The 20,946-nt window shown below is 64.4% G+C and carries 13 protein-coding genes; 10 read left to right on the top strand and 3 right to left on the bottom strand.

The features are described from left to right. The coding region (locus H7A76_RS31625; RefSeq protein ID WP_185702162.1) for a cbb3-type cytochrome c oxidase subunit I at window positions 1-1,049 on the bottom strand (1,049 nt) is incomplete at its 3' end. A gap of 274 nt (window positions 1,050-1,323) precedes the next feature. On the opposite strand from H7A76_RS31625, the gene H7A76_RS31620 reads away from it, so the two are divergent. From H7A76_RS31620 to H7A76_RS31610, 3 genes are all read left to right on the top strand, one after another. After that, window positions 1,324-2,997 (top strand): nitrite/sulfite reductase, encoded by a 1,674-nt coding sequence (locus H7A76_RS31620; protein WP_185702161.1) that lies wholly within the window; start codon window positions 1,324-1,326, stop codon window positions 2,995-2,997. Next, the gene (locus H7A76_RS31615) at window positions 2,994-3,488 is read left to right on the top strand and encodes a DUF934 domain-containing protein (RefSeq protein ID WP_185702160.1); all 495 of its coding nucleotides are present in this window, start codon (window positions 2,994-2,996) and stop codon (window positions 3,486-3,488) included. The genes H7A76_RS31620 and H7A76_RS31615 overlap by 4 nt, the downstream gene beginning before the upstream one ends. Window positions 3,489-3,606: 118 nt before the next feature. After that, window positions 3,607-4,278 (top strand): DUF3313 domain-containing protein, encoded by a 672-nt coding sequence (locus tag H7A76_RS31610; RefSeq protein ID WP_185702159.1) that lies wholly within the window; start codon window positions 3,607-3,609, stop codon window positions 4,276-4,278. Window positions 4,279-4,317: 39 nt separating this feature from the next. Here H7A76_RS31610 and H7A76_RS31605 read toward each other — a convergent pair whose 3' ends face one another. Further along, a complete protein-coding gene (locus H7A76_RS31605; protein ID WP_185702158.1) occupies window positions 4,318-5,292 on the bottom strand; it encodes a DUF3829 domain-containing protein in 975 nt (324 codons plus the stop codon). Beyond that, entirely contained in the window at window positions 5,289-6,926 is a 1,638-nt protein-coding gene (locus tag H7A76_RS31600) for a J domain-containing protein (protein ID WP_185702157.1), read from the bottom strand. The genes H7A76_RS31605 and H7A76_RS31600 overlap by 4 nt, the downstream gene beginning before the upstream one ends. 521 nt (window positions 6,927-7,447) lie before the next feature. Here H7A76_RS31600 and tpx point away from each other — a divergent pair. The 7 genes from tpx (at window position 7,448) to H7A76_RS31565 (ending at window position 20,628) form a co-directional block, all read left to right on the top strand. Continuing rightward, window positions 7,448-7,948 (top strand): thiol peroxidase, encoded by a 501-nt coding sequence (tpx, locus tag H7A76_RS31595; protein ID WP_185702156.1) that lies wholly within the window; start codon window positions 7,448-7,450, stop codon window positions 7,946-7,948. Between the two features lie 177 nt (window positions 7,949-8,125). Further along, on the top strand, window positions 8,126-9,457 hold the full coding sequence (locus H7A76_RS31590) for an MdtA/MuxA family multidrug efflux RND transporter periplasmic adaptor subunit (RefSeq protein ID WP_185702155.1): 1,332 nt from the start codon (window positions 8,126-8,128) through the stop codon (window positions 9,455-9,457). Then, window positions 9,454-12,546 (top strand): MdtB/MuxB family multidrug efflux RND transporter permease subunit, encoded by a 3,093-nt coding sequence (locus H7A76_RS31585; RefSeq protein WP_185702154.1) that lies wholly within the window; start codon window positions 9,454-9,456, stop codon window positions 12,544-12,546. The genes H7A76_RS31590 and H7A76_RS31585 overlap by 4 nt, the downstream gene beginning before the upstream one ends. 118 nt (window positions 12,547-12,664) lie before the next feature. Beyond that, window positions 12,665-15,772, top strand: a complete 3,108-nt coding sequence (locus H7A76_RS31580; RefSeq protein WP_185702153.1) for an efflux RND transporter permease subunit — start codon at window positions 12,665-12,667, stop codon at window positions 15,770-15,772. After that, a complete protein-coding gene (locus tag H7A76_RS31575; protein ID WP_312026279.1) occupies window positions 15,769-17,262 on the top strand; it encodes an efflux transporter outer membrane subunit in 1,494 nt (497 codons plus the stop codon). The genes H7A76_RS31580 and H7A76_RS31575 overlap by 4 nt, the downstream gene beginning before the upstream one ends. Before the next feature lie 310 nt (window positions 17,263-17,572). Beyond that, window positions 17,573-19,660, top strand: coding sequence for a bifunctional diguanylate cyclase/phosphodiesterase (locus tag H7A76_RS31570; protein WP_185702152.1), 2,088 nt, complete (start codon window positions 17,573-17,575; stop codon window positions 19,658-19,660). Window positions 19,661-19,881: 221 nt separating this feature from the next. After that, entirely contained in the window at window positions 19,882-20,628 is a 747-nt protein-coding gene (locus H7A76_RS31565) for an SDR family oxidoreductase (protein WP_185702151.1), read from the top strand. Window positions 20,629-20,946 lie beyond the last annotated feature (318 nt).

The raw sequence follows: 20,946 nt of genomic DNA, 5'->3' as shown, positions 1-20,946 counted from the left end.
CCGGCGTGTACGTGGCCGATGGTCCAGTCGGTGTAGTGGGAGAGGGCGTTGACGGTCTTGATCGCCATCATCGGACCTTCGAAGGTCGACATGCCGTAGAACGCCAGGGACACCACCAGGAAGCGCAGGATCGGGTCGGTGCGCAGCTTATGCCAGGCGCCCGAGAGGGTCATCATGCCGTTGATCATGCCGCCCCAGCTCGGAGCCAGGAGGATCAGCGACATGATCATGCCCAGCGACTGCGCCCAGTCCGGCAGCGCGGTGTAGTGCAGGTGGTGCGGACCGGCCCAGATGTACAGGGTGATCAGTGCCCAGAAGTGCACGATCGACAGGCGATAGGAGTAGACCGGACGCTCGGCCTGCTTGGGCACGAAGTAGTACATCATCCCCAGGAAGCCGGTGGTCAGGAAGAAGCCCACGGCGTTGTGGCCGTACCACCATTGGACCATGGCATCGGTGGCCCCGGAATACACCGGGTAGGACTTGAACCAGTCCACCGGGATCGACAGGTGGTTGACCACGTGGAGCATGGCGATCACCAGGATGAAGGCGCCGAAGAACCAGTTGCCGACATAGATGTGCTGGCTCTTGCGCTGGACCACGGTGGTGAAGAACACGATGCCGTAGACCACCCAGACCACCGCCATCCACACCGCGCCGGCGAATTCGATCTCGGCGTATTCCTTGGTGGTGGTGTAGCCCAGGGGCAGGGTGACCAGCATGATCACGATCACTGATTGCCAGCCCCAGAAGGTGAAGGCGGCCAGCGTGTCGGAGTACAGCCGTACCTGGCAGGTACGCTGCACCGCGTAGTAGCTGGCGGCGAACTGCGCGCTGCCGGCGAAACCGAAGATCACCAGGCTGGTGTGCAGCGGCCGCAGGCGGCCGAAGGTGGTCCACGGCAGGTCGAGGTTCATGTCCGGCCACACCAGCTGCGAGGCAATCCATACCCCCATGGCCATGCCGATCACGCCCCATACCACGGTTGCGACGACGAATTGGCGAACCACCTTGTAGTTGTAGGCCTGTTCGAGTGTTGCTGAGTTCATGGTCAATGCTTCCACGGTTGCAGAGTCTTGCCAGGCCACCCGGTCTGGCACGGGGTGCACTGTAGGAACCGCGGGCAAAACAAAACAGGCTCAGAAAAACAGCAATAATACGGATCAGATTTCACTCAAGGCAGCCTGGATATCACAGCTGCTGATATGGTTTTTTAGTTTTTACCTGGATCTGTAACGATCTGCGCCGCAAGCGCATAGTCGCCGCCTCACCCCCACGCGCCGTTTAGAGCACGACCAGCACCGATGAGGACGAGGTAGGCACATGTATCAGTACGACGACTATGACCGGGCCCTGGTCTTTGAGCGGGTGGCGCAGTTTCGCGACCAGGTGGAGCGCTTCATGGATGGCCAGCTGAGCGAGGAGGAGTTCCTGCCCCTGCGCCTGCAGAACGGCCTGTATCTGCAACGGCACGCCTACATGCTGCGGGTGGCGATCCCCTATGGCACCCTCAGCGCGCGGCAGATGCGCACCCTGGCCGGCATCGCCCGGGACTACGACCGTGGCTACGGGCACTTCACCACCCGCCAGAACCTGCAGTTCAACTGGATAGAACTGGCCCGGGTGCCGGACATTCTCGAGCGCCTGGCCGCGGTGGAAATGCACGCCATCCAGACTTCGGGCAACTGCGTGCGCAACATCACCACCGAGGCCTTCGCCGGGGTGGCCGCCGACGAGTTGCTGGACCCGCGCCCGCTGGCGGAAATCCTGCGCCAATGGTCGACCATCAACCCGGAGTTCCTGTTCCTGCCGCGCAAGTTCAAGATCGCCATCTGTTCGGCGGAGCAGGATCGCGCGGCGATCATGATGCATGACATCGGCCTGTACCTGTATCGCGCCGCCGACGACCAGATGCTGCTGCGGGTGATGGTCGGCGGCGGCCTGGGCCGCACCCCGATCCTCGGCCAGCAGATCCGCGAGGGCTTGCCCTGGCAGCATCTGTTGTCCTACGTCGAGGCGATCCTGCGGGTCTACAACCGCCATGGCCGGCGGGACAACAAGTACAAGGCGCGGATCAAGATCCTGGTCAAGGCCCTGGGTATCGAGGCGTTCGCCCGTGAAGTGGAGGCGGAGTGGCAGCACCTCAGGGACGGTCCGGCGCAGCTGACCGAGGACGAATACCTGCGGGTCGCCAGCGCCTTCGTGCCGCCGATCTACGAACACCTGGGGGACACCGACCTGGAATACGGCAGTCGCCTGGCGGAGGACGCAGGGTTCGCCCGCTGGGTGGCCCACAACGTGCAGCCGCACAAGGTCCCGGGCTATGCCAGCGTGGTGCTGTCGACCAAGCCGGGGTTGGCCGCGCCACCGGGGGATGTCACCGGATTGCAGATGGAGGCGGTGGCCGAATGGTCCGAGCGCTTCGGCTTCGGCGAGATCCGCATCGCCCATGAGCAGAACATCGTCCTGCCGGATATACCCAAGTCGCAGCTGTACGAGCTCTGGCAACTGGCCTGCGACAAGGGCCTGGGTACCCCCAACGCCGGCCTGCTGACCGACATCATCGCCTGTCCGGGCGGCGACTTCTGTGCCCTGGCCAACGCTCGCTCGATTCCCATCGCCCAGGCCATCCAGCAGCGTTTCGATGACCTGGACTATGTGCATGATCTGGGGGACATCAGCCTGAACATCTCCGGCTGCATGAATGCCTGCGGTCATCACCACATCGGCAATATCGGCATCCTCGGCGTCGACAAGAACGGCCAGGAGTGGTTCCAGGTCACCCTCGGCGGCGCCCAGGGCAAGGACAGCGCCCTGGGCAAGGTGATCGGCCCGTCGTTCAGCGCTGGGGAAATACCCCTGGTGATCGAGCGCATCATCGGCACCTTCGTGCGCTATCGCCAGAGCGACGAGCCGTTCCTCGCTACCTTGCAGCGCATCGGCCTGGAGCCGTTCAAGGAAAGGGTCTATCCCAAGGCACAGGAGCTCTGGGCATGAACAACCTGTTGAGCTTGCAGGATGGCGAGGCGCGCCTGGTGGAGGACGATCCCTGGAGCCTGGTGCGCAGTGTCGACGATCCCTTGCCCGAAGGGCCGCTGATCCTGCCGCTGGCTCGTTGGTTGATGCGCCGCATCGAGCATCATCCGGCCCGGGACGGTGTCTGGCTCGGCCCGGACGACGAGGTGGAGAGCCTCAAGCCCTGGCTCAAGTTGATCCCCGTGGTGGCGGTGGACTTTCCCAGCTTTCGCGATGGACGGGGCTACAGCCAGGCCTACCTGCTGCGTACCCGCCTGGGTTGGATGGGCGAGCTGCGGGCCGTGGGCGATGTGCTGCGCGACCAGTTGAGCCACATGCGCCAATGCGGTTTCGACAGCTTCGCCGTGCGCGCGGACAAATGCGCCCTGGATGCGCTCAAGGGCCTGGCGGGCATGAGCGTGCTCTACGGGCGTTCGGTGATCGAGCCGCGCCCGCTGTTTCGCCGGCGCTAGGAGGTGTTCGTGGCGTCGTCGGCCGGCGGTTCGAGGGTGGCGGCGCAAGTGCAGGCTTTTGGCTATACCTGTAGTTCCCCTAGCCAGTCCCTGGCTGCTTCACCTACAGGAGTTCTCCATGAAGCTTGCACTGACCCTCAGCACGCTGTGCCTCGCCACTCTCGCCATGGTGGGGTGTTCCAGCAACGAGACCCGGCCCGAGGACTACTCCGGGTTTCTAAGCGACTACAGCCTGCTCAAGCCGGCCAAGTCGCCTTCCGGGGTGCAGGTCATGCGCTGGATCGACCCCAAGCTCAAGCTGGACCAGTATCGCAGTGTGTACATCGAGCCCACCCAGTTCCATCCTCAGCCGCAACCGACGGTGAAGATTCCCCAATCCACCCTGGCGGGCATTACTCGCTACTACGATGAAGCGCTCAAGCGCGAGCTGGTCAAATCCATGCCTTTGGCAACCGGCCCCGGACCGGGTGTGGTGGTGGTACGGGCGGCGATCACTGCGGTGAGCAGCAAGACCGAAGGGCTCAAGCCCTATGAAATCATCCCGGTGGCCCTGGTGGCGGCTGCGGTGAGCACCGCCAGTGGCATCCGCGACCAGGAGACCACCCTGGGCACCGAGGCAGCCTTCCTCGACGGCGGTGATGGCCGGGTGATCGCCGAAGTGGTGCGCAAGGGCACTGGCAAGCCGTTGGCGAACGATACCCAGGTGATGCAGGCCAGCGATGTGCAGAACGTCATCGACAGCTGGGCTTCGGACCTGCATCAGTCCTATGTACAACTGAAGAACAAATGAGCTGCGCTGGGCTGCCCCGGCCTGGCCCGGGCAGCGCTTTCAATAACGGCTACGCGCCAGTTGGTTGTAGTGATAGAGCATCTGGTCGTAGCCCTGGGTCACGGCGTGGAAGTCCTCGCCCAGGCGTTGCGGCTCGGCATGCTGCAGCCAGTCCCGGTGCAGGGTATCCAGGGCTTGCAGGTAATGCTGGCTGGGGGCGGCGATCAGTTGCCAGAGGTACAGGGCTTCGCGGGTTTGCGGGTCCTGGATGCTGCCGATGAACTGTTGCCGGGCCTCCCAGGCCTGGCGCAGTCGCTGGGTGGCCTGGCTCAACTGCGCCGGGGTCAGGGTGCGCTGGCGGATACCGTCGTCGAGCAGGTCCATGGTGCTTCTGGCCTGGATCATGTAGTTGAGCAAAGCCCAGTGGACGTTACGGCCCAGGCGCTGCTCCAGGCGTTGCAACTGCTGGGGGCGATGCTCGACATCCTGTGGCTGAAGCAGCTGGCGGACAGCATTCGAGGCTTGCAGATAGTCCGGGGCCTGGATCTCCAGTTGCCGTACCAGTTCATCGAGCTGTGCCTCATCCAGCGTTCGACCCAGGCCCAGGCGGTGCATGTATGCGTCCTTGGTCAGGGCGACGAAACGCGCGAGCACTTGCTGGTAGCGTTCGGTGGCGGCCAACAGGGGGTTGTCGGGGTCGAGGCTGCGCAGCTTGGCGCCGATGTCGCCACTGCAGGAACTGCGATAGGCCAGGTCGATGTCCTGGCCGCCCTGGCTGCGCAGGTCATAGGCTCCTGGGGCTGCCGAGCGTGGCTTGCCCTCGGCCAGGTAGGCCTGGTGCGCTACGCGCCAGGGTACATCCACCTGGTTCATGCAATCGATAATTGGACTCAGGGCGTTGGCCTGGGCGGTATAGGGGCTGTCCCGATGATCGAGCCAGAGGCCGATTTGTCCCAGTTGCTTGCCGGAGCCGGCCAGCCCGAACAGGGTCAATCCCAGGCCCAGGCCGATCGGAAATAGCCAATTGGGATTCATGGCGTGCCCTCCCGGCCGTACCACTGGGCGCGGGTGGTTGGCGCGGCGCAGTCCGGGGCGTTGGCCGGCATCCGTGCGCACAGGCGTTCGCTCCATTGTTGCAGGCCCTGGTTGGCGGTGACCGTGCCGTAGTCGCCCACCAGCTTGATCGCCACCAGGGCGGTGGCCAGCAGCACGCAGCCCAGCCCGCCCAGCAGGCGTCGTTGCCAGGGGGCGAGCTGGCGCCAGGAAATACCGTGCTTGAACTCGATATTGCGCGCCAGGGCGACGCTCGGCAGCACCGTCAGGTAAACCACCGTACTGATCGGGCCGCAAACGTAGCCCAGGGCCGGGCCGAGCATGGCCACCGGCAGCAGGTCCCGCAGGGGCAGCAAGCGTTGGCCGGGATTCAGCCAGCCTGGCAGGTGGCTGCCAAGGCGATGGTCACGGGCCCACAGGCGATGGGCCAGGGGTTGCCAGAGCCAATGCAGGAGTGCCGTGGAGGCAGCGAAACAGGCACTCCAGAACAGCGTGACCCCGATGATCTCTCCCAGGCTGTTGCCTTGCGGGGCGTAGCGGGCCACGGCTCCAGCCAGGCAGGCGCTGAACAGCGCCAGGTACATTGGCCAGGAATTGAACGCGAATTCCCAGTCGCGCCAGAAAAACGGGGTGCCACCCGGCATCTCGGTCGCCACCTGCGGGTAATAGGCATGCAAGTGCGAGCTGAGCTTGCGGCATGCGGCCCAGTCGTCTTCGGCAAGGCGCCGGGCGAAGGCTCGGCGGCGGTGCAGGCTGATGGGCGCCAATAACAGGTAGGCCGCTCGTTGCTCCGGCGAGTCCGGTGGTTGGCTGGCCAGGGCTCGTTGGTCGGCGATGAACGCCAGGCCTTCCTCGCGCGCCAGCAGGCGGTTCCATTCGTGTTCGGGGCAGAGGTTGTGTTTCCCGCGCTGCCAGCCTTGGCCGAGGCACACGATCTGGAACAGCGTGCTGGACCAATAAGGGCTGTCCGCGAGCATTTGTGCCAGGCACTGGTTGAACCAGTGGCGTTGGTCCAGCTCATCCAGCCAACCGTGGGTGGTGCGGTTGGCATAGCTGTGGAGGAAGGCTTCGTCGTCCTGTCGGTCCAGGGCGCTGCGCAGGGATTGCTCCAGGGCTTGGCGGCATTGGCGCAGCAGGGCGTCGGTGAGGTACTCCGGCAGGTCCAGGTGTTGCCAGGCGCTCAGCCAGCGGAAGGTGGCGAAGCCCCAGGCCAGCAACTGCGAAGACTGTTCCGGACGCTCCACGCAGTGGCGTAGCAGGCCCAGCTCGAACGCCAGTGCGCAACCGCTGGCGATCGCCTGTTCGTGGCGTTGGTCCAGTTGCTCGATACGAATGCCTTCCAGCAGGGGCGCGACCCGTTGCGCCGGAGTCAGTGGCACGGCGGGTTCTGCTGTCGCCAGGTTGTCGGGCAGCTCATCGGCTGCACCAATATCGGGCTCCTGTTCTTCATCCAGCCACTGCGCCTGCTCCATGGCTTGCTCGTAGGCATCGCGCAGGCGCTGGAAAGCCTCCGGGTCTTCGTCCGGGCGGGTCTGTTTCAGCAGCTTGGCGTAATGGCGCTTGATCGTACGGGTGTCAGAGGTGGCCGGCAGGCCGAGCAGGGTCCAGCAACTCATTGGGCGGTACGACTCCGTTTGAACCGCGGCGGGCTCGTTAGTGGCGTGATGATACTACGGTCCATGACGGATTCACGAGCAAAACCCAAGGGATGGGGGAGGCAAGAAGGGAAGATGCCGGAACTGCCAGTTAATGTGCTTTGTGCTCATGACCACTCAATATGAATGATTTATTTAAAGTGATTTCTAGAATAATAAATATCTTTATAAAACATATAGATATGTATTTTATTTGATTTTTTTTTTTAATTTATTCTCGACGCTGCATGAGGTTTTGCGGGGGGGGTTGGCTTCCAGTGCCTGCGGTCGCAGGGGGTTCGGCGATGCGGTCAGGGCTGGTCCATGGGGTTGCAAAGGACCTGGGTAGAGTGTGAGCCGTGCTTGGGTCGCTGCTAGCGGTCGCGGGGCTTGTGGGACAATTTATCCCGCGGGCATAGGTGCTTGCGCCGTTTCATGCTTAACTTCGGCCTCTCGACGATTTTCCATCATTGTTTCCATCACTCCCGCAAAGGACTCCGCTCATGGCTCAAGTCACCCTCAAAGGCAATCCGGTCCAGGTCAACGGCCAGCTGCCGCCAGTCGGCTCCAAGGCGCCTGCATTCTCCCTGGTGGGCGCCGGCCTGGCCGATGTTTCCCTGGCCAGCCTGGCCGGCAAGCGCAAGGTGCTGAACATCTTCCCAAGCGTCGACACCCCGACCTGCGCGACCTCGGTGCGCAAGTTCAATGCCCAGGCCAATGGCCTGGCCAACACCGTGGTGCTGTGCATCTCCGCCGACCTGCCGTTCGCCCAGGCCCGCTTCTGCGGCGCCGAAGGCCTGGAAAACGTGCAGAACCTGTCGACCCTGCGTGGCCGCGAATTCATCGAGAACTACGGCGTGGCCATCGCCGACGGCCCGCTGGCCGGCCTGACCGCCCGTGCCGTGGTGGTACTGGATGAAAACGACCAGGTACTGCACAGCGAACTGGTCAAGGAGATCGCCGAGGAGCCGAACTACGACGCCGCCCTGGCTGTGCTCAAGTAAGGGCTTTTACAATTATTCACGGCCTGGCTTGCCCAGGCCGTTTTTATTTGTGCTTCAGTAAGTTAGCGACACACCTTGAAAACGTCAGGCAAAAGTAAATTGCCGGTAAAGGTCCTTTGCTAAAACCGCTCTAGTGCTTATCTTTCAGCCTTCTCAAAAGACACTCCCACGCGCCCAATGGTTGATCCTTCCATGCAATCCTCTGCTACCCGCAACTCTCGCCGCTGGCTGTTCGGCCTGTTTGTCCTGCTGCTGGTCGCTGGCCTGTGCTGGATATTCTGGCCAGCCAGCGGCACTCACAAGGAGGCGGCGCAGCAGAAAGCCGCCACCGGGCATACCGGCCGCAGCGGTAGCCTGCGTCCCGGCTTCGGTGGCGCCAGTGGGCCGATCCCGGTGCGGGTGCTGCCGGTGACCCAGGGGGATTTCCCGCTGTACTACAAGGCCCTGGGTACGGTGACCGCGCTGAACACCATCAATGTGCGCAGCCGGGTGGCGGGAGAACTGGTCAAGGTCAACTTCGAGGAAGGGCAGATGGTCAAGGCCGGCGACCTGCTGGCGCAGATCGATCCGCGGCCCTACCAGAACGCCTTGCTCCAGGCCGAGGGCACCCTGTTGCAGAACCAGGCGCAGTTGAAGAACGCCCAGATCGACCTCGAGCGCTATCGTGGGCTGTATGCCCAGGACAGCGTCGCCAAGCAGACCCTGGACAACGCCGTGGCGCTGGTGGGCCAGTACCAGGGTACGGTCAAGACCAACCAGGCGGCGGTCAACGATGCCCGGCTCAACCTCGAATTCACCAATATCCGTGCACCCATCGCCGGGCGCCTGGGCCTGCGCCAGCTGGACGTGGGCAACCTGGTGGCGGCCAATGACACCACGGCGCTGGTGATCATCACCCAGACCCAGCCCATCAGCGTGGCCTTCACCCTGCCGGAAAACAGCCTGGAAACCGTACTCGCCCGTTATCACGGCGGTGCTCGGATGCCGGTGGAGGCCTGGGACCGTGGCGACCTCAAGTTGCGGGCCAGCGGCGTGCTGCAGAGCCTGGACAACCAGATCGACACCACCACCGGCACCCTGAAGTTCAAGGCGCGCTTCGATAACCGCGACCAGGGCCTGTTCCCCAACCAGTTCGTCAACGTGCGCCTGCTGGCCGACACCCTGAAGAGCGTGGTGCTGGCCCCTTCGGCGGCGATCCAGTTCGGCACCAACGGCACCTTCGTCTATGCCATGGACGGGGACCACAAGGTCAAGATCCGGCCACTCAAGGTCGGCGCCAGCAACGGCGAATCGACGGTGATCACCGAGGGCCTCAAGGCGGGCGATCGGGTGGTGATGGAAGGAACCGATCGCCTGAAGGACGGCAGCGAGGTGGAAGTGGTCAATGACGCCATCGATGTGCCGACCACTCCCACCGAGCACTTGCAAGGTCAGCCCGCGGGCTCGGCCAGCGCCCCGGCACCCGATGCAGCGCCAGTCGCTGGCAAGGCACAAAAGGCCGGCGCATGAATGTCTCGCGGCTGTTCATCCTCCGTCCGGTGGCCACCACCCTGAGCATGCTGGCCATTGTCCTGGCCGGCCTGATCGCCTATCGCTTGTTGCCGGTCTCGGCCTTGCCCCAGGTGGACTACCCGACCATCCGGGTCATGACCCTGTACCCCGGAGCCAGCCCGGATGTGATGACCAGCGCGGTCACCGCGCCCCTGGAGCGCCAGTTCGGGCAGATGCCGGGCCTGACCCAGATGGCCTCCACCAGTTCCGGTGGCGCTTCGGTGCTGACCCTGCGCTTCAGCCTCGACATCAACATGGACGTGGCCGAGCAGCAGGTACAGGCCGCGATCAATGCCGCCACCAACCTGCTGCCCAAGGACCTGCCGGCACCGCCGGTGTACAACAAGGTCAACCCGGCGGACACCCCGGTGCTGACCCTGGCCATCACTTCCAAGACCATGCTGCTGCCCAAGCTCAATGACCTGGTGGACACCCGCATGGCGCAGAAGATCGCCCAGATCAGCGGCGTGGGCATGGTCAGCATCGCCGGCGGCCAGCGCCAGGCCGTGCGGATCAAGGTCAACCCGGAGGCCCTGGCGGCCAACGGCCTGAACCTGTCGGACGTGCGCACGCTGATCGCCGCGTCCAACGTCAACCAGCCCAAGGGCAACTTCGACGGCCCGACCCGGGTGTCGATGCTCGACGCCAACGACCAGCTGACCTCGCCCAAGGACTATGCCGAGCTGATCCTGGCCTACAAGAACGGCGCGCCATTGCGCCTGAAGGACGTGGCCGAGATTGTCGATGGCGCCGAGAACGAGCGCCTGGCCGCCTGGGCCAACGAGAACCAGGCGGTGCTGCTGAACATCCAGCGCCAGCCCGGGGCCAACGTCATCGAGGTGGTGGACCGGATCAAGGCCATGCTGCCGAGCATCACCGACAACCTGCCGGCGGGCCTGGACGTCACCGTGCTCACCGATCGCACCCAGACCATCCGCGCCTCGGTCACCGATGTGCAGCACGAACTGTTCATCGCCATCGCCCTGGTGGTGATGGTGACCTTCCTGTTCCTGCGTCGGGCCAGTGCCACGGTGATCCCGTCGATCGCCGTGCCGTTGTCGCTGATCGGCACCTTCGGCGTGATGTACCTGGCCGGGTTCTCGGTGAACAACCTGACCCTGATGGCGTTGACCATCGCCACCGGCTTCGTGGTGGATGACGCCATCGTCATGCTGGAGAACATCTCGCGCTTCATCGAGGAGGGTGACAGCCCGTTGCAGGCGGCGCTCAAGGGGGCCAAGCAGATCGGCTTCACCCTGATCTCCCTGACCTTGTCGCTGATCGCGGTGCTGATCCCGCTGCTGTTCATGGCCGATGTGGTCGGGAGGCTGTTCCGTGAGTTCGCCATCACCCTGGCGGTGGCGATCCTGATTTCCCTGGTGGTGTCCCTGACCCTGACCCCGATGATGTGCGCGCGGTTGCTCAAGCCCGAGCCCAAGGAGCACGAGCAGGGGCGGTTCTATCGCGCCAGCGGCGCCTGGATCGACTGGCTGATCGCGGGCTACGGACGCCAGTTGCAATGGGTGCTCAGGCATCAGTTCCTGACCTTGCTGGTGGCCATCGGCACCCTGGCGCTGACGGTGTTCCTCTACCTGATAGTGCCCAAGGGCTTCTTCCCGGTGCAGGACACCGGGGTCATCCAGGGTATTTCCGAGGCGCCGCAATCGGTGTCCTTCGCCGCCATGAGCCAGCGCCAGCAGGACTTGGCCAAGGTCATCCTGCAGGACCCGGCGGTAGAGAGCCTGTCGTCCTACATCGGCGTGGATGGCGACAACGCCACCCTCAACAGCGGCCGCCTGCTGATCAACCTCAAGCCCCACAATCAGCGCGAGCTCAGCGCCGCCCAGGTGATCGCGCGGTTGCAGCCGCAAGTGGACAAGCTGCTGGGCATCCGCCTGTTCATGCAGCCGGTACAGGACCTGACCATCGAAGACCGGGTCAGCCGGACCCAGTACCAGTTCAGCCTGTCCTCGCCCGATGCCGACCTGCTGAGCCTGTGGAGCGGTCGCCTGGTGCAGGCCCTGGCCCAGCGTCCAGAGCTCACCGATGTGGCCAGCGACCTGCAGGACAAGGGCCTGCAGGTGTACCTGGTGATCGATCGCGATGCCGCCTCCCGGCTGGGAGTCTCGGTGTCGAACATCACCGACGCCCTGTACGACGCCTTTGGCCAGCGACAGATTTCCACCATCTATACCCAGGCCAGCCAGTACCGGGTGGTGCTCCAGGCCCAGGCCGGGGAGCGCATCGGGCCCCAGGCCCTGGAGCAGATCCACGTCAAGACCACCGATGGCGGGCAGGTGCGCTTGTCCAGCCTGGCCCATGTCGAAGAGCGCCAGGCTCAATTGGCGATTGCCCATATCGGCCAGTTCCCGGCGGTGATGATGTCCTTCAACCTCGCTCCGGGGGTGGCCCTGGGTGAAGCGGTGCAGGTGATCGAGCAGGTGCGGCAGGACATCGGCATGCCGGTGGGGGTGCAGACCCGCTTCCAGGGCGCGGCCGAGGCCTTCCAGGCTTCGCTGTCCAGTACCTTGCTGCTGATCCTGGCGGCGGTGGTGACCATGTACATCGTGCTCGGCGTGCTCTACGAGAGCTACATCCATCCGATCACCATTCTTTCCACCTTGCCCTCGGCGGCGGTGGGGGCCTTGCTGGCACTGATCCTCAGCGGTAACGACCTGGGCATGATCGCCATCATCGGCATCATCTTGCTGATCGGTATCGTCAAGAAGAACGCGATCATGATGATCGACTTCGCTCTGGATGCCGAACGCAACCAGGGCGTCGCGCCGCAGCAAGCCATCTACCAGGCGGCGTTGTTGCGCTTCCGGCCGATCCTCATGACCACCCTGGCAGCGTTGTTCGGCGCCGTGCCACTGATGCTGGCCACCGGTTCCGGCGCCGAGCTGCGCCAGCCCCTGGGCCTGGTGATGGTCGGTGGCCTGCTGGTGAGCCAGGTCCTGACCCTGTTCACCACGCCCGTTATCTACCTGTACTTCGACCGCTTGGGCCGCCGGTTTGCCAAGCCCGCCGTAGGAGAAGTGGTGTGAGGGGCGCCAGCGGCAAGCTGCAAGCCGCAAGCGGCAAGCCGGAGCAAAAGCCAGAGCCGCTGCTGGGCGTCCTGCTTTTCTCTTGTAGATTGCAGCTTGAAGCCTGGAGCTGCCGCCCATGAACCTGTCCGGACCTTTTATCAGGCGTCCCGTGGCGACGATGCTCTTGAGTCTGGCGATTATGTTATTGGGCGGCGTCAGCTTCGGTTTGCTGCCGGTGGCGCCGCTGCCGCAGATGGATTTTCCGGTGATCGTGGTCCAGGCCAGCCTGCCCGGGGCCAGCCCCGAGGTCATGGCCTCGACTGTGGCCACGCCCCTGGAGCGTGCCTTCGGCGCCATCGCCGGGATCGACACCATGAGCAGCCGTTCCAGCCAGGGCTCGACCCGGGTAATCCTGCAGTTCGACCTGGATCGCGATATCGATGGCGCGGCGCGGGAAGTGCAGGCCGCGATCAACGCCTCGCGCAACCTGTTGCCCAGCGGCATGCGCAGCATGCCCACCTACAAGAAGGTCAACCCGTCCCAGGCGCCGATCATGGTGCTGTCCTTGACCTCGGACGTGCTGGAAAAGGGCCAGCTCTACGACCTGGCCTCCACCATCCTGTCCCAGAGTCTGTCCCAGGTGCAGGGCGTGGGCGAGGTCCAGGTCGGTGGCAGCTCGTTGCCGGCGGTGCGCATCGAACTGGAGCCGCAACTGCTCAACCAGTACGGGGTGGCCCTGGACGACGTGCGCAACGCCATCGCCAATGCCAACCAGCGCCGGCCCAAGGGCTCGGTGGAGGATGACCAGCGGCTGTGGCAGATCCAGGCCAACGACCAGCTGGAGAAGGCCCGTGATTACGAGCCGCTGATCATCCACTACAACAACGGCGCGGCCTTGCGCCTGAAGGACGTGGCCAAGGTCAGCGATGGCGTCGAGGATCGCTACAACAGCGGTTTCTTCAACGATGACGCCGCCGTGCTGCTGGTGATCAACCGCCAGGCCGGGGCCAACATCATCGAGACGGTGAACGAGATCAAGGCCCAGTTGCCGGCGTTGCAGGCGGTGCTGCCGGCCAGCGTCAAGCTCAACCTGGCCATGGACCGTTCGCCGGTGATCAAGGCCACCTTGCACGAGGCCGAGATGACCCTGCTGATCGCCGTGGTCCTGGTGATCCTGGTGGTGTTCCTGTTCCTGGGCAACTTGCGCGCTTCGGTGATCCCGACGCTGGCGGTGCCGGTGTCGCTGGTGGGCACCTTCGCGATCATGTACCTGTACGGCTTCTCCCTGAACAACCTGTCGCTGATGGCGCTGATCCTGGCCACGGGCTTGGTGGTGGACGACGCCATCGTGGTCCTGGAGAACATCTCGCGGCATATCGACGAGGGCGTGAAGCCGCTGAAGGCTGCCTACCTGGGGGCCAGGGAAGTGGGCTTCACCCTGTTGTCGATGAACGTCTCGCTGGTGGCGGTGTTCCTGTCGATCCTGTTCATGGGCGGGATCATCGAGAGCCTGTTCCGCGAGTTCTCCATCACCCTGGCGGCGGCCATCGTGGTCTCGCTGGTGGTGTCCCTGACCCTGACGCCCATGCTCTGCGCCCGCTGGCTCAAGCCCCACCTGCCGGACCAGGAGAATGCCCTGCAGCGCTGGAGCCGGCGCAGCAACGACTGGATGGTCGGCAAGTACGCCAGCAGCCTGGACTGGGTGCTACGGCATCGGCGCCTGACCCTGCTCAGCCTGCTGCTGACCATCGGCGTCAACGTCGCCTTGTATGTGGTGGTGCCCAAGACCTTCATGCCCCAGCAGGACACTGGCCAGTTGATCGGTTTCGTCCGTGGCGACGACGGCCTGTCCTTCAGCGTGATGCAGCCGAAGATGGAGATCTTCCGCCGCGCCGTGCTCAAGGATGAGGCGGTGGAGAGCGTGGCCGGCTTCATCGGCGGCTCCAACGGCACCAACAACGCCTTCATGCTGGTGCGCCTGAAACCCATCAAGGAGCGCAGTATCTCGGCGCAGAAGGTCATCGAGCGCCTGCGCAAGGAAATGCCCAAGGTCCCGGGGGCCCAGCTGATGCTGATGGCCGACCAGGACCTGCAGTTCGGTGGCGGCCGCGAACAGACCACCTCGCAGTACTCCTACATCCTGCAGAGCGGCAACCTGGGCGAGCTGCGCCAGTGGTATCCGAAGGTGGTCGCGGCGTTGCGGGCGTTGCCCGAGCTGACCGCCATCGATGCTCGCGACGGCCACGGCGCGCAGCAGGTGACCCTGATGGTGGACCGCGACCAGGCCAAGCGCCTGGGGGTGGACATGGACATGGTCACCGCGGTGCTCAATAACGCCTACAGCCAGCGGCAGATCTCCACCATCTACGACAGCCTCAACCAGTATCGGGTGGTGATGGAGGTCAATCCCAAGTACGCCCAGGACCCGATCACCCTGAACCAGGTGCAGGTGATCACCGCCGACGGGGCGCGGATTCCGCTGTCGACCATCGCCCATTACGAAAGCAGCCTGGAAGACGATCGGGTCAGCCATGAGGGGCAGTTCGCTTCGGAAAGCATTGCCTTCGACATGGCCGAAGGCGTCACCGTGGAGCAGGGCACCGCAGCCATCGAGCGGGCGATCGCCAAGCTGGGCATGCCCGAGGATGTGATCATCAAGATGGCCGGCACCGCCGACGCCTTCGCCGCCACCCAGAAAAGCCAGCCGTTCATGATCCTCGGCGCGCTGCTGGCGGTGTACCTGGTGCTCGGGGTGCTCTACGAGAGCTACATCCATCCGCTGACCATCCTTTCCACCTTGCCCTCGGCCGGCGTCGGCGCCTTGCTCTCGATCTACGTACTGGGCAGCGAGTTCAGCCTGATTTCCCTCCTGGGGCTGTTCCTGCTGATCGGTGTGGTGAAGAAGAACGCGATCCTGATGATCGACCTGGCGCTGCAACTGGAGCGGCATGAGCAGCTCGACCCGCTGCAGTCGATCCGCAGCGCCTGCCTGCAGCGCCTGCGACCGATTCTGATGACCACCCTGGCGGCGATCCTCGGCGCCTTGCCGCTGCTGCTGGGCACCGCCGAGGGCTCGGAGATGCGCCAGCCCCTGGGCCTGACCATCATCGGCGGCCTGGTCTTCAGCCAGATCCTGACCCTCTACACCACTCCGGTGGTCTACCTCTATCTCGACCGCCTGCGCCACAAGTTCAACCACTGGCGTGGGGTCCGTACCGATGCCGCCCTGGAAACGCCGCTATGACCGAACACCCATTCCGTCCCGTTTCGCTGTTGTCCGCCCAGCGTCTGGCCATGGCCCGGGGCTCACGGTCCCTGAGCCTGGGCCTGTGCGTGCTGCTGCTCAGCGCCTGCGCCATCGGCCCCGACTATCGGCGACCCGAAGTGGCCGAGCCTGCGCAATACAAGGCCGCCCAGGGCTGGCGCCAGGCCAGCCCCAGTGATGCCCTGGCCCGTGGCGCCTGGTGGGAGTTGTATGGCGATACCCGGCTCAACGGCCTGGTGGACCAGCTCAACAGCGCCAACCAGAGCGTGGCCCAGGCCGAAGCCCAGTACCGCCAGGCCCAGGCCCTGGTGCGCAGCTCCCGTGGGGCGTTCTTTCCCAGTATCGACCTGAGCGCCGGCAAGACCCGCGCCAGCCAGGGCACCGGCAGCAGCAGTTCGGCCCTGAGCAGTTCCAGCAGCGGTATCCGCGATACCTATAACACCCAGTTGGGGGTGACTTGGGAAGCGGACATCTGGGGCAAGCTGCGCCGTGGCCTGGAGGCCAACCAGGGCAGTGCCGAGGCGAGCTTCGCCGACCTGGCGGCCATGCGCCTGAGCCAGCAATCCGAACTGGTGCAGAACTACCTGCAACTGCGGGTGATCGACGAGCAGAAGCGCCTGCTGGAGGCCACAGTGGTGGCCTATCAGCGTTCCCTGACCATGACCCAGAACCAGTACCAGGCCGGCGTTGCTGGCAAGGACGCGGTGGCCCAGGCCCAGACCCAGCTCAAGAGCACCCAGGCCGACCTGATCGACCTGATCTGGCAGCGTGCCCAGTTCGAGAACGCCATCGCGGTGCTGATCGGCGTGCCACCGGCCGAGTTCAAGCTGGCCGAGACCCGGAACGTTCCGGTACTGCCCCAGGTCCCCCTGGGCGTGCCTTCGCAATTGCTGGAGCGGCGCCCCGACATCGCCTCGGCCGAGCGGGCGATGATGGCGGCCAATGCCAAGATCGGCGTGGCCAAGGCCGCCTATTATCCGGACCTGACCCTGAGCATGGCCGGCGGCTATAGCAGCAGCACCTACTCCAACTGGATCAGCCTGCCGAACCGTTTCTGGTCGGTGGGACCGAAGCTGGCGATGACCCTGTTCGATGGCGGCCAGCGCTCGGCGGAGGTGGACCGCACGGTGGCGGTATACGACCAGACCGTGGCCAAATACCGGCAGACCGTGCTCGACGGCTTTCGCGAGGTGGAGAACTACATGACCCAGCTCAAGGTCCTGGAGGACGAGGCGGGCGTGCGCCAGCAGGCCCTGGACTCGGCCCGCGATGCCCTGCGCTTGACCGAGAACCAGTACAAGGCCGGACTCATTGGCTACCTGGACGTGGTCACCAGCCAGACCACCGCGCTGAGCAATGAACGCAGTGTGTTGAGCCTGTTGCAGAGTCGCCTGATCGCCAGCGTGCAGTTGATCGCTGCCCTGGGCGGTGGCTGGGATGGCCAGTTGCAGGTCAGCGAGCAGAAGTAGCCGGGCGGGGGACCCATGGGTTCCCGCCACGATCACGCGATACAGAGCCTTCGCGATTGTCATCAGCAGCTACAGTATTTGCTGTCGGCGCCGATAAAGCAGCAAGCACCTCCAGAGCGTCCGGCGCCGCCGGACGACGCCCCTGTGAAGGTGCGAAGGCCATGTCCACGAGGCTTGCAAGGTCTTTTGACCCTCTGTCCGACTGATGGCCATTTGATAACTTTATGGATGCGTTATTTCCTGCAATCAGTACAATCTGCGGTTTTGCCCGCCGCGCAGGGATGTCGGCACAACGGCCAAGAGACGCCTAATGCTCATCGGTAGCTATTCCTCCGCGCTGGTCCTGATCTCCATTTTCGTGGCGATCCTCGCTTCCTATACCGCTCTGGATCTCACTGGACGCATCGCTACCGCCCAGGGACGCGCGGTCTACCTGTGGATGAGCGGCGGTGCCCTGGCGATGGGCATCGGCGTGTGGTCCATGCATTTCATCGGCATGCTGGCCTTTTCATTGCCCATCGACCTGGGCTACGACATCGGCCTCACGGCGCTGTCATTGCTCATTTCCTTCCTGTCCTGCGGTTTCGCCCTATGGCTGGTGAGCCAGCCGCGCCTGCCAGTGATGCAATTGCTCTTCGGGGCGTTGATCATGGGCTCGGGAATCAGCGGCATGCACTACACCGGCATGGCGGCCCTGCGCATGCAGCCAGGTATCGACTACGACCCGCAGCTGTTCGGCGCTTCGCTGCTGATCGCCTTCGGCGCTTCCCTGGCGGCGCTGTGGATCGCCTTCCGCCTGCGCCAGAACACGCCCTATGTACGCCTGGTACGCACCGGAGCGGCCATCATCATGGGGTTTGCCATCGTCGGCATGCACTACACCGGCATGGCCGCCGCACGATTTGCCGGCGGCAGTTTCTGCGGCGCCCTGGCCGATGGCCTGAGCGGCAAGGGCCTGGACAACCTGGTGCTGATCACCACCCTGGCAGTGTTGATCATCGCCTTGCTGACCTCGGTGCTCGACGCTCGCCTGGAGGCGCGCACCGCCGTGCTGGCGCAGTCTTTGACCGAGGCCAACAAGGAACTGACCCAACTGGCCCTGCACGACACGCTGACCGGCTTGCCGAACCGCATCCTGCTGGCCGACCGCATCGACCAGGCCATGCACCGGGTCACCGCCCATGGTGGGTGTTTTGCCCTGATGTTCATCGACCTGGACGGTTTCAAACCGGTCAACGACGCCTTCGGCCACCACATGGGCGACCAGCTTTTACGCGAGGTGGCCCAGCGCCTGCGCGAGGATCTGCGCAGCGAAGACACCCTGGCCCGGATCGGCGGCGACGAATTCGTGCTGCTGGTGCAGCTCGCCGAGCCTGACGATGCCCTGCGCCTGGCGTCGCGCCAGGTGGGCTTGGTGTCGCGCTCGTTCCGGGTGGCCGAGCATGATCTGCAGATATCCGCCAGCATCGGCATCGCGGTGTATCCGGGCAATGGCCAGAGCGCCCAGGAACTCTTGATGAACGCCGATGCCGCGATGTATCACGCCAAGGGCACCGGCAAGAACGGCTACAGCTTTTTCGACGCTTCGATGAACAACAATGCCCGGCGCCAACTGCAGTTGCTCCAGGACCTGCGCAACGCCCTGGAGCACCATCAGTTCCGCCTGCACTACCAGCCCAAGTTCGACGCCATCGACGGCCGGCCGGTGGGCGCCGAGGCCTTGCTGCGTTGGGAACACCCGCAACACGGCCTGCTGATGCCGGACAAGTTCATCGAGCTGGCAGAGAAGACCGGCTTGATCATTTCCATCGGTGAGTGGGTGCTGGACGAAGCCTGCCGGCAGATGCAGCAGTGGTACGCCGAGGGTTATACCGACTGGCGCATCGCGGTGAACCTGTCGGCCATGCAGTTCTGCCATGGGGGGCTGGTCAATAGCGTGTCCAGCGCCTTGGAACGCTACCACCTGCCGGCCAACAACCTGACTCTGGAAATCACCGAGACCACGGCGATGCATGATGCCGATGTCAGCATGATCGTCCTGCAGCAGTTGGCGGACATGGGCGTAGACCTGTCCATCGACGATTTCGGCACCGGCTATTCGAGCCTGATGTACCTCAAGCGCCTGCCTGCCAACGAGCTGAAGATCGACCGTGGTTTCGTCCGCGACCTGGAGCACGACAGCGACGACGCCGCGATCGTCTCGGCGATCGTCGCCCTGGGCCAGGCCCTGGGCTTGCGGATCGTCGCTGAAGGGGTGGAGACCGGTGTACAGCGGACCTTCCTCACCGAGCTGGGGTGCGATTCGCTGCAGGGCTACTACCTTGGCCACCCGATGCCTCCCGAGCGATTCCTCCAGGCCCTGCGCCAGAACCTGCCGAATCTCGAACGCGAAGCCTGAGCCCCGTGCTCGGCTGCACCGCCGCAGACCCCGACCACAGGGCTCTCCAGGCTCGCGCCATGGCCCGCTCCTGTGCAGGCTGCGCAGGCGTACGCAGCCTGCGGCAGTGGCGACACACAGCGAGTGCCCATCGCGCCAAGGGTGGCCGGTGGCGGTTTTCATCACTGGCTGCGCGGTGTTTAATGGCTCGCGTTGAAATGATCAGTGAGGGAGTTGGCAGCATGGACAAAGTCATCGTCATCACCGGTGGCGGACGGGGGATCGGCGCCGCCACGGCATTGCTGGCCGCGCAGCAGGGTTTCAAGGTGTGCATCAACTACCAGGCCGATGAACAGTCGGCCCAGCAGGTCCTGGAGCAGGTCCGGGCCCTGGGCGCCCAGGCGATTGCCGTGCGGGCCGATGTCAGTATCGAGGATGAAGTCATCGGCCTGTTCCAGCGGGTCGACGCCGAGCTGGGGCGTGTCACGGCCCTGGTCAATAACGCCGGGACCGTGGGCCAGAAGTCCCGTCTTGAAGACATGTCCGAGTTTCGTATCCAGAAGATCATGAAGACCAATGTCATGGGGCCGATCCTCTGTGCCAAGCACGCGGTGCTGCGCATGTCGCCGCGCCATGGCGGGCAGGGCGGCAGCATCGTCAACGTCTCCTCGGTCGCCGCGCGCCTGGGCTCGCCTGGCGAGTACATCGACTACGCCGCTTCCAAGGGTGCGTTGGACACCTTCACCATCGGCCTGTCCAAGGAAGTGGCAGGCGAGGGCATTCGGGTCAATGCCGTGCGTCCGGGCTACATCTATACCGATTTCCACGCCCTGAGCGGCGACGCGGATCGCGTCAGCAAGCTGGAGGGGGCGATTCCCATGGGCCGCGGCGGACGCCCGGACGAGGTGGCCGAAGCCATCGTCTGGCTGCTGTCGGACAAGGCCTCCTATGCCACCGGCACCTTCGTCGACCTGGGCGGCGGTCGCTGATCCCGCGTCCGCCGCACCTGCCGAGTCTTGAGGGAAGCCTCCTGGAGGGGGACAGGGTGAAAGCCGGCTTGCACTCGGACGCTTCCAGCAGCAGGGGCGGCAGGTCCACTTCGGCAGCTTCCAGACACAGGATGCCGAGTTCCTCCAGGACTGGCCGGTCGGCCGCCAGTGCCAGGATCGGCAGGCGTTCGTAGGGGCGTGGGTCCTCGCCGTAGTAGACCTTGGCGGTGCCGGGAGAGACGCCTTCCAGACGGGCGAAGCCTTCTTCGTCGTGATGCGCAAGATGCTGCACATCGTATTTGGCGTGCTCAAGTCGGG

The organism is Pseudomonas sp. MSSRFD41, from assembly GCF_014230245.1.
In the GTDB taxonomy this organism is placed as follows: Bacteria; Pseudomonadota; Gammaproteobacteria; order Pseudomonadales; family Pseudomonadaceae; genus Aquipseudomonas; species Aquipseudomonas piscis.
This window is presented reverse-complemented; position numbering and strand designations above follow the sequence as displayed.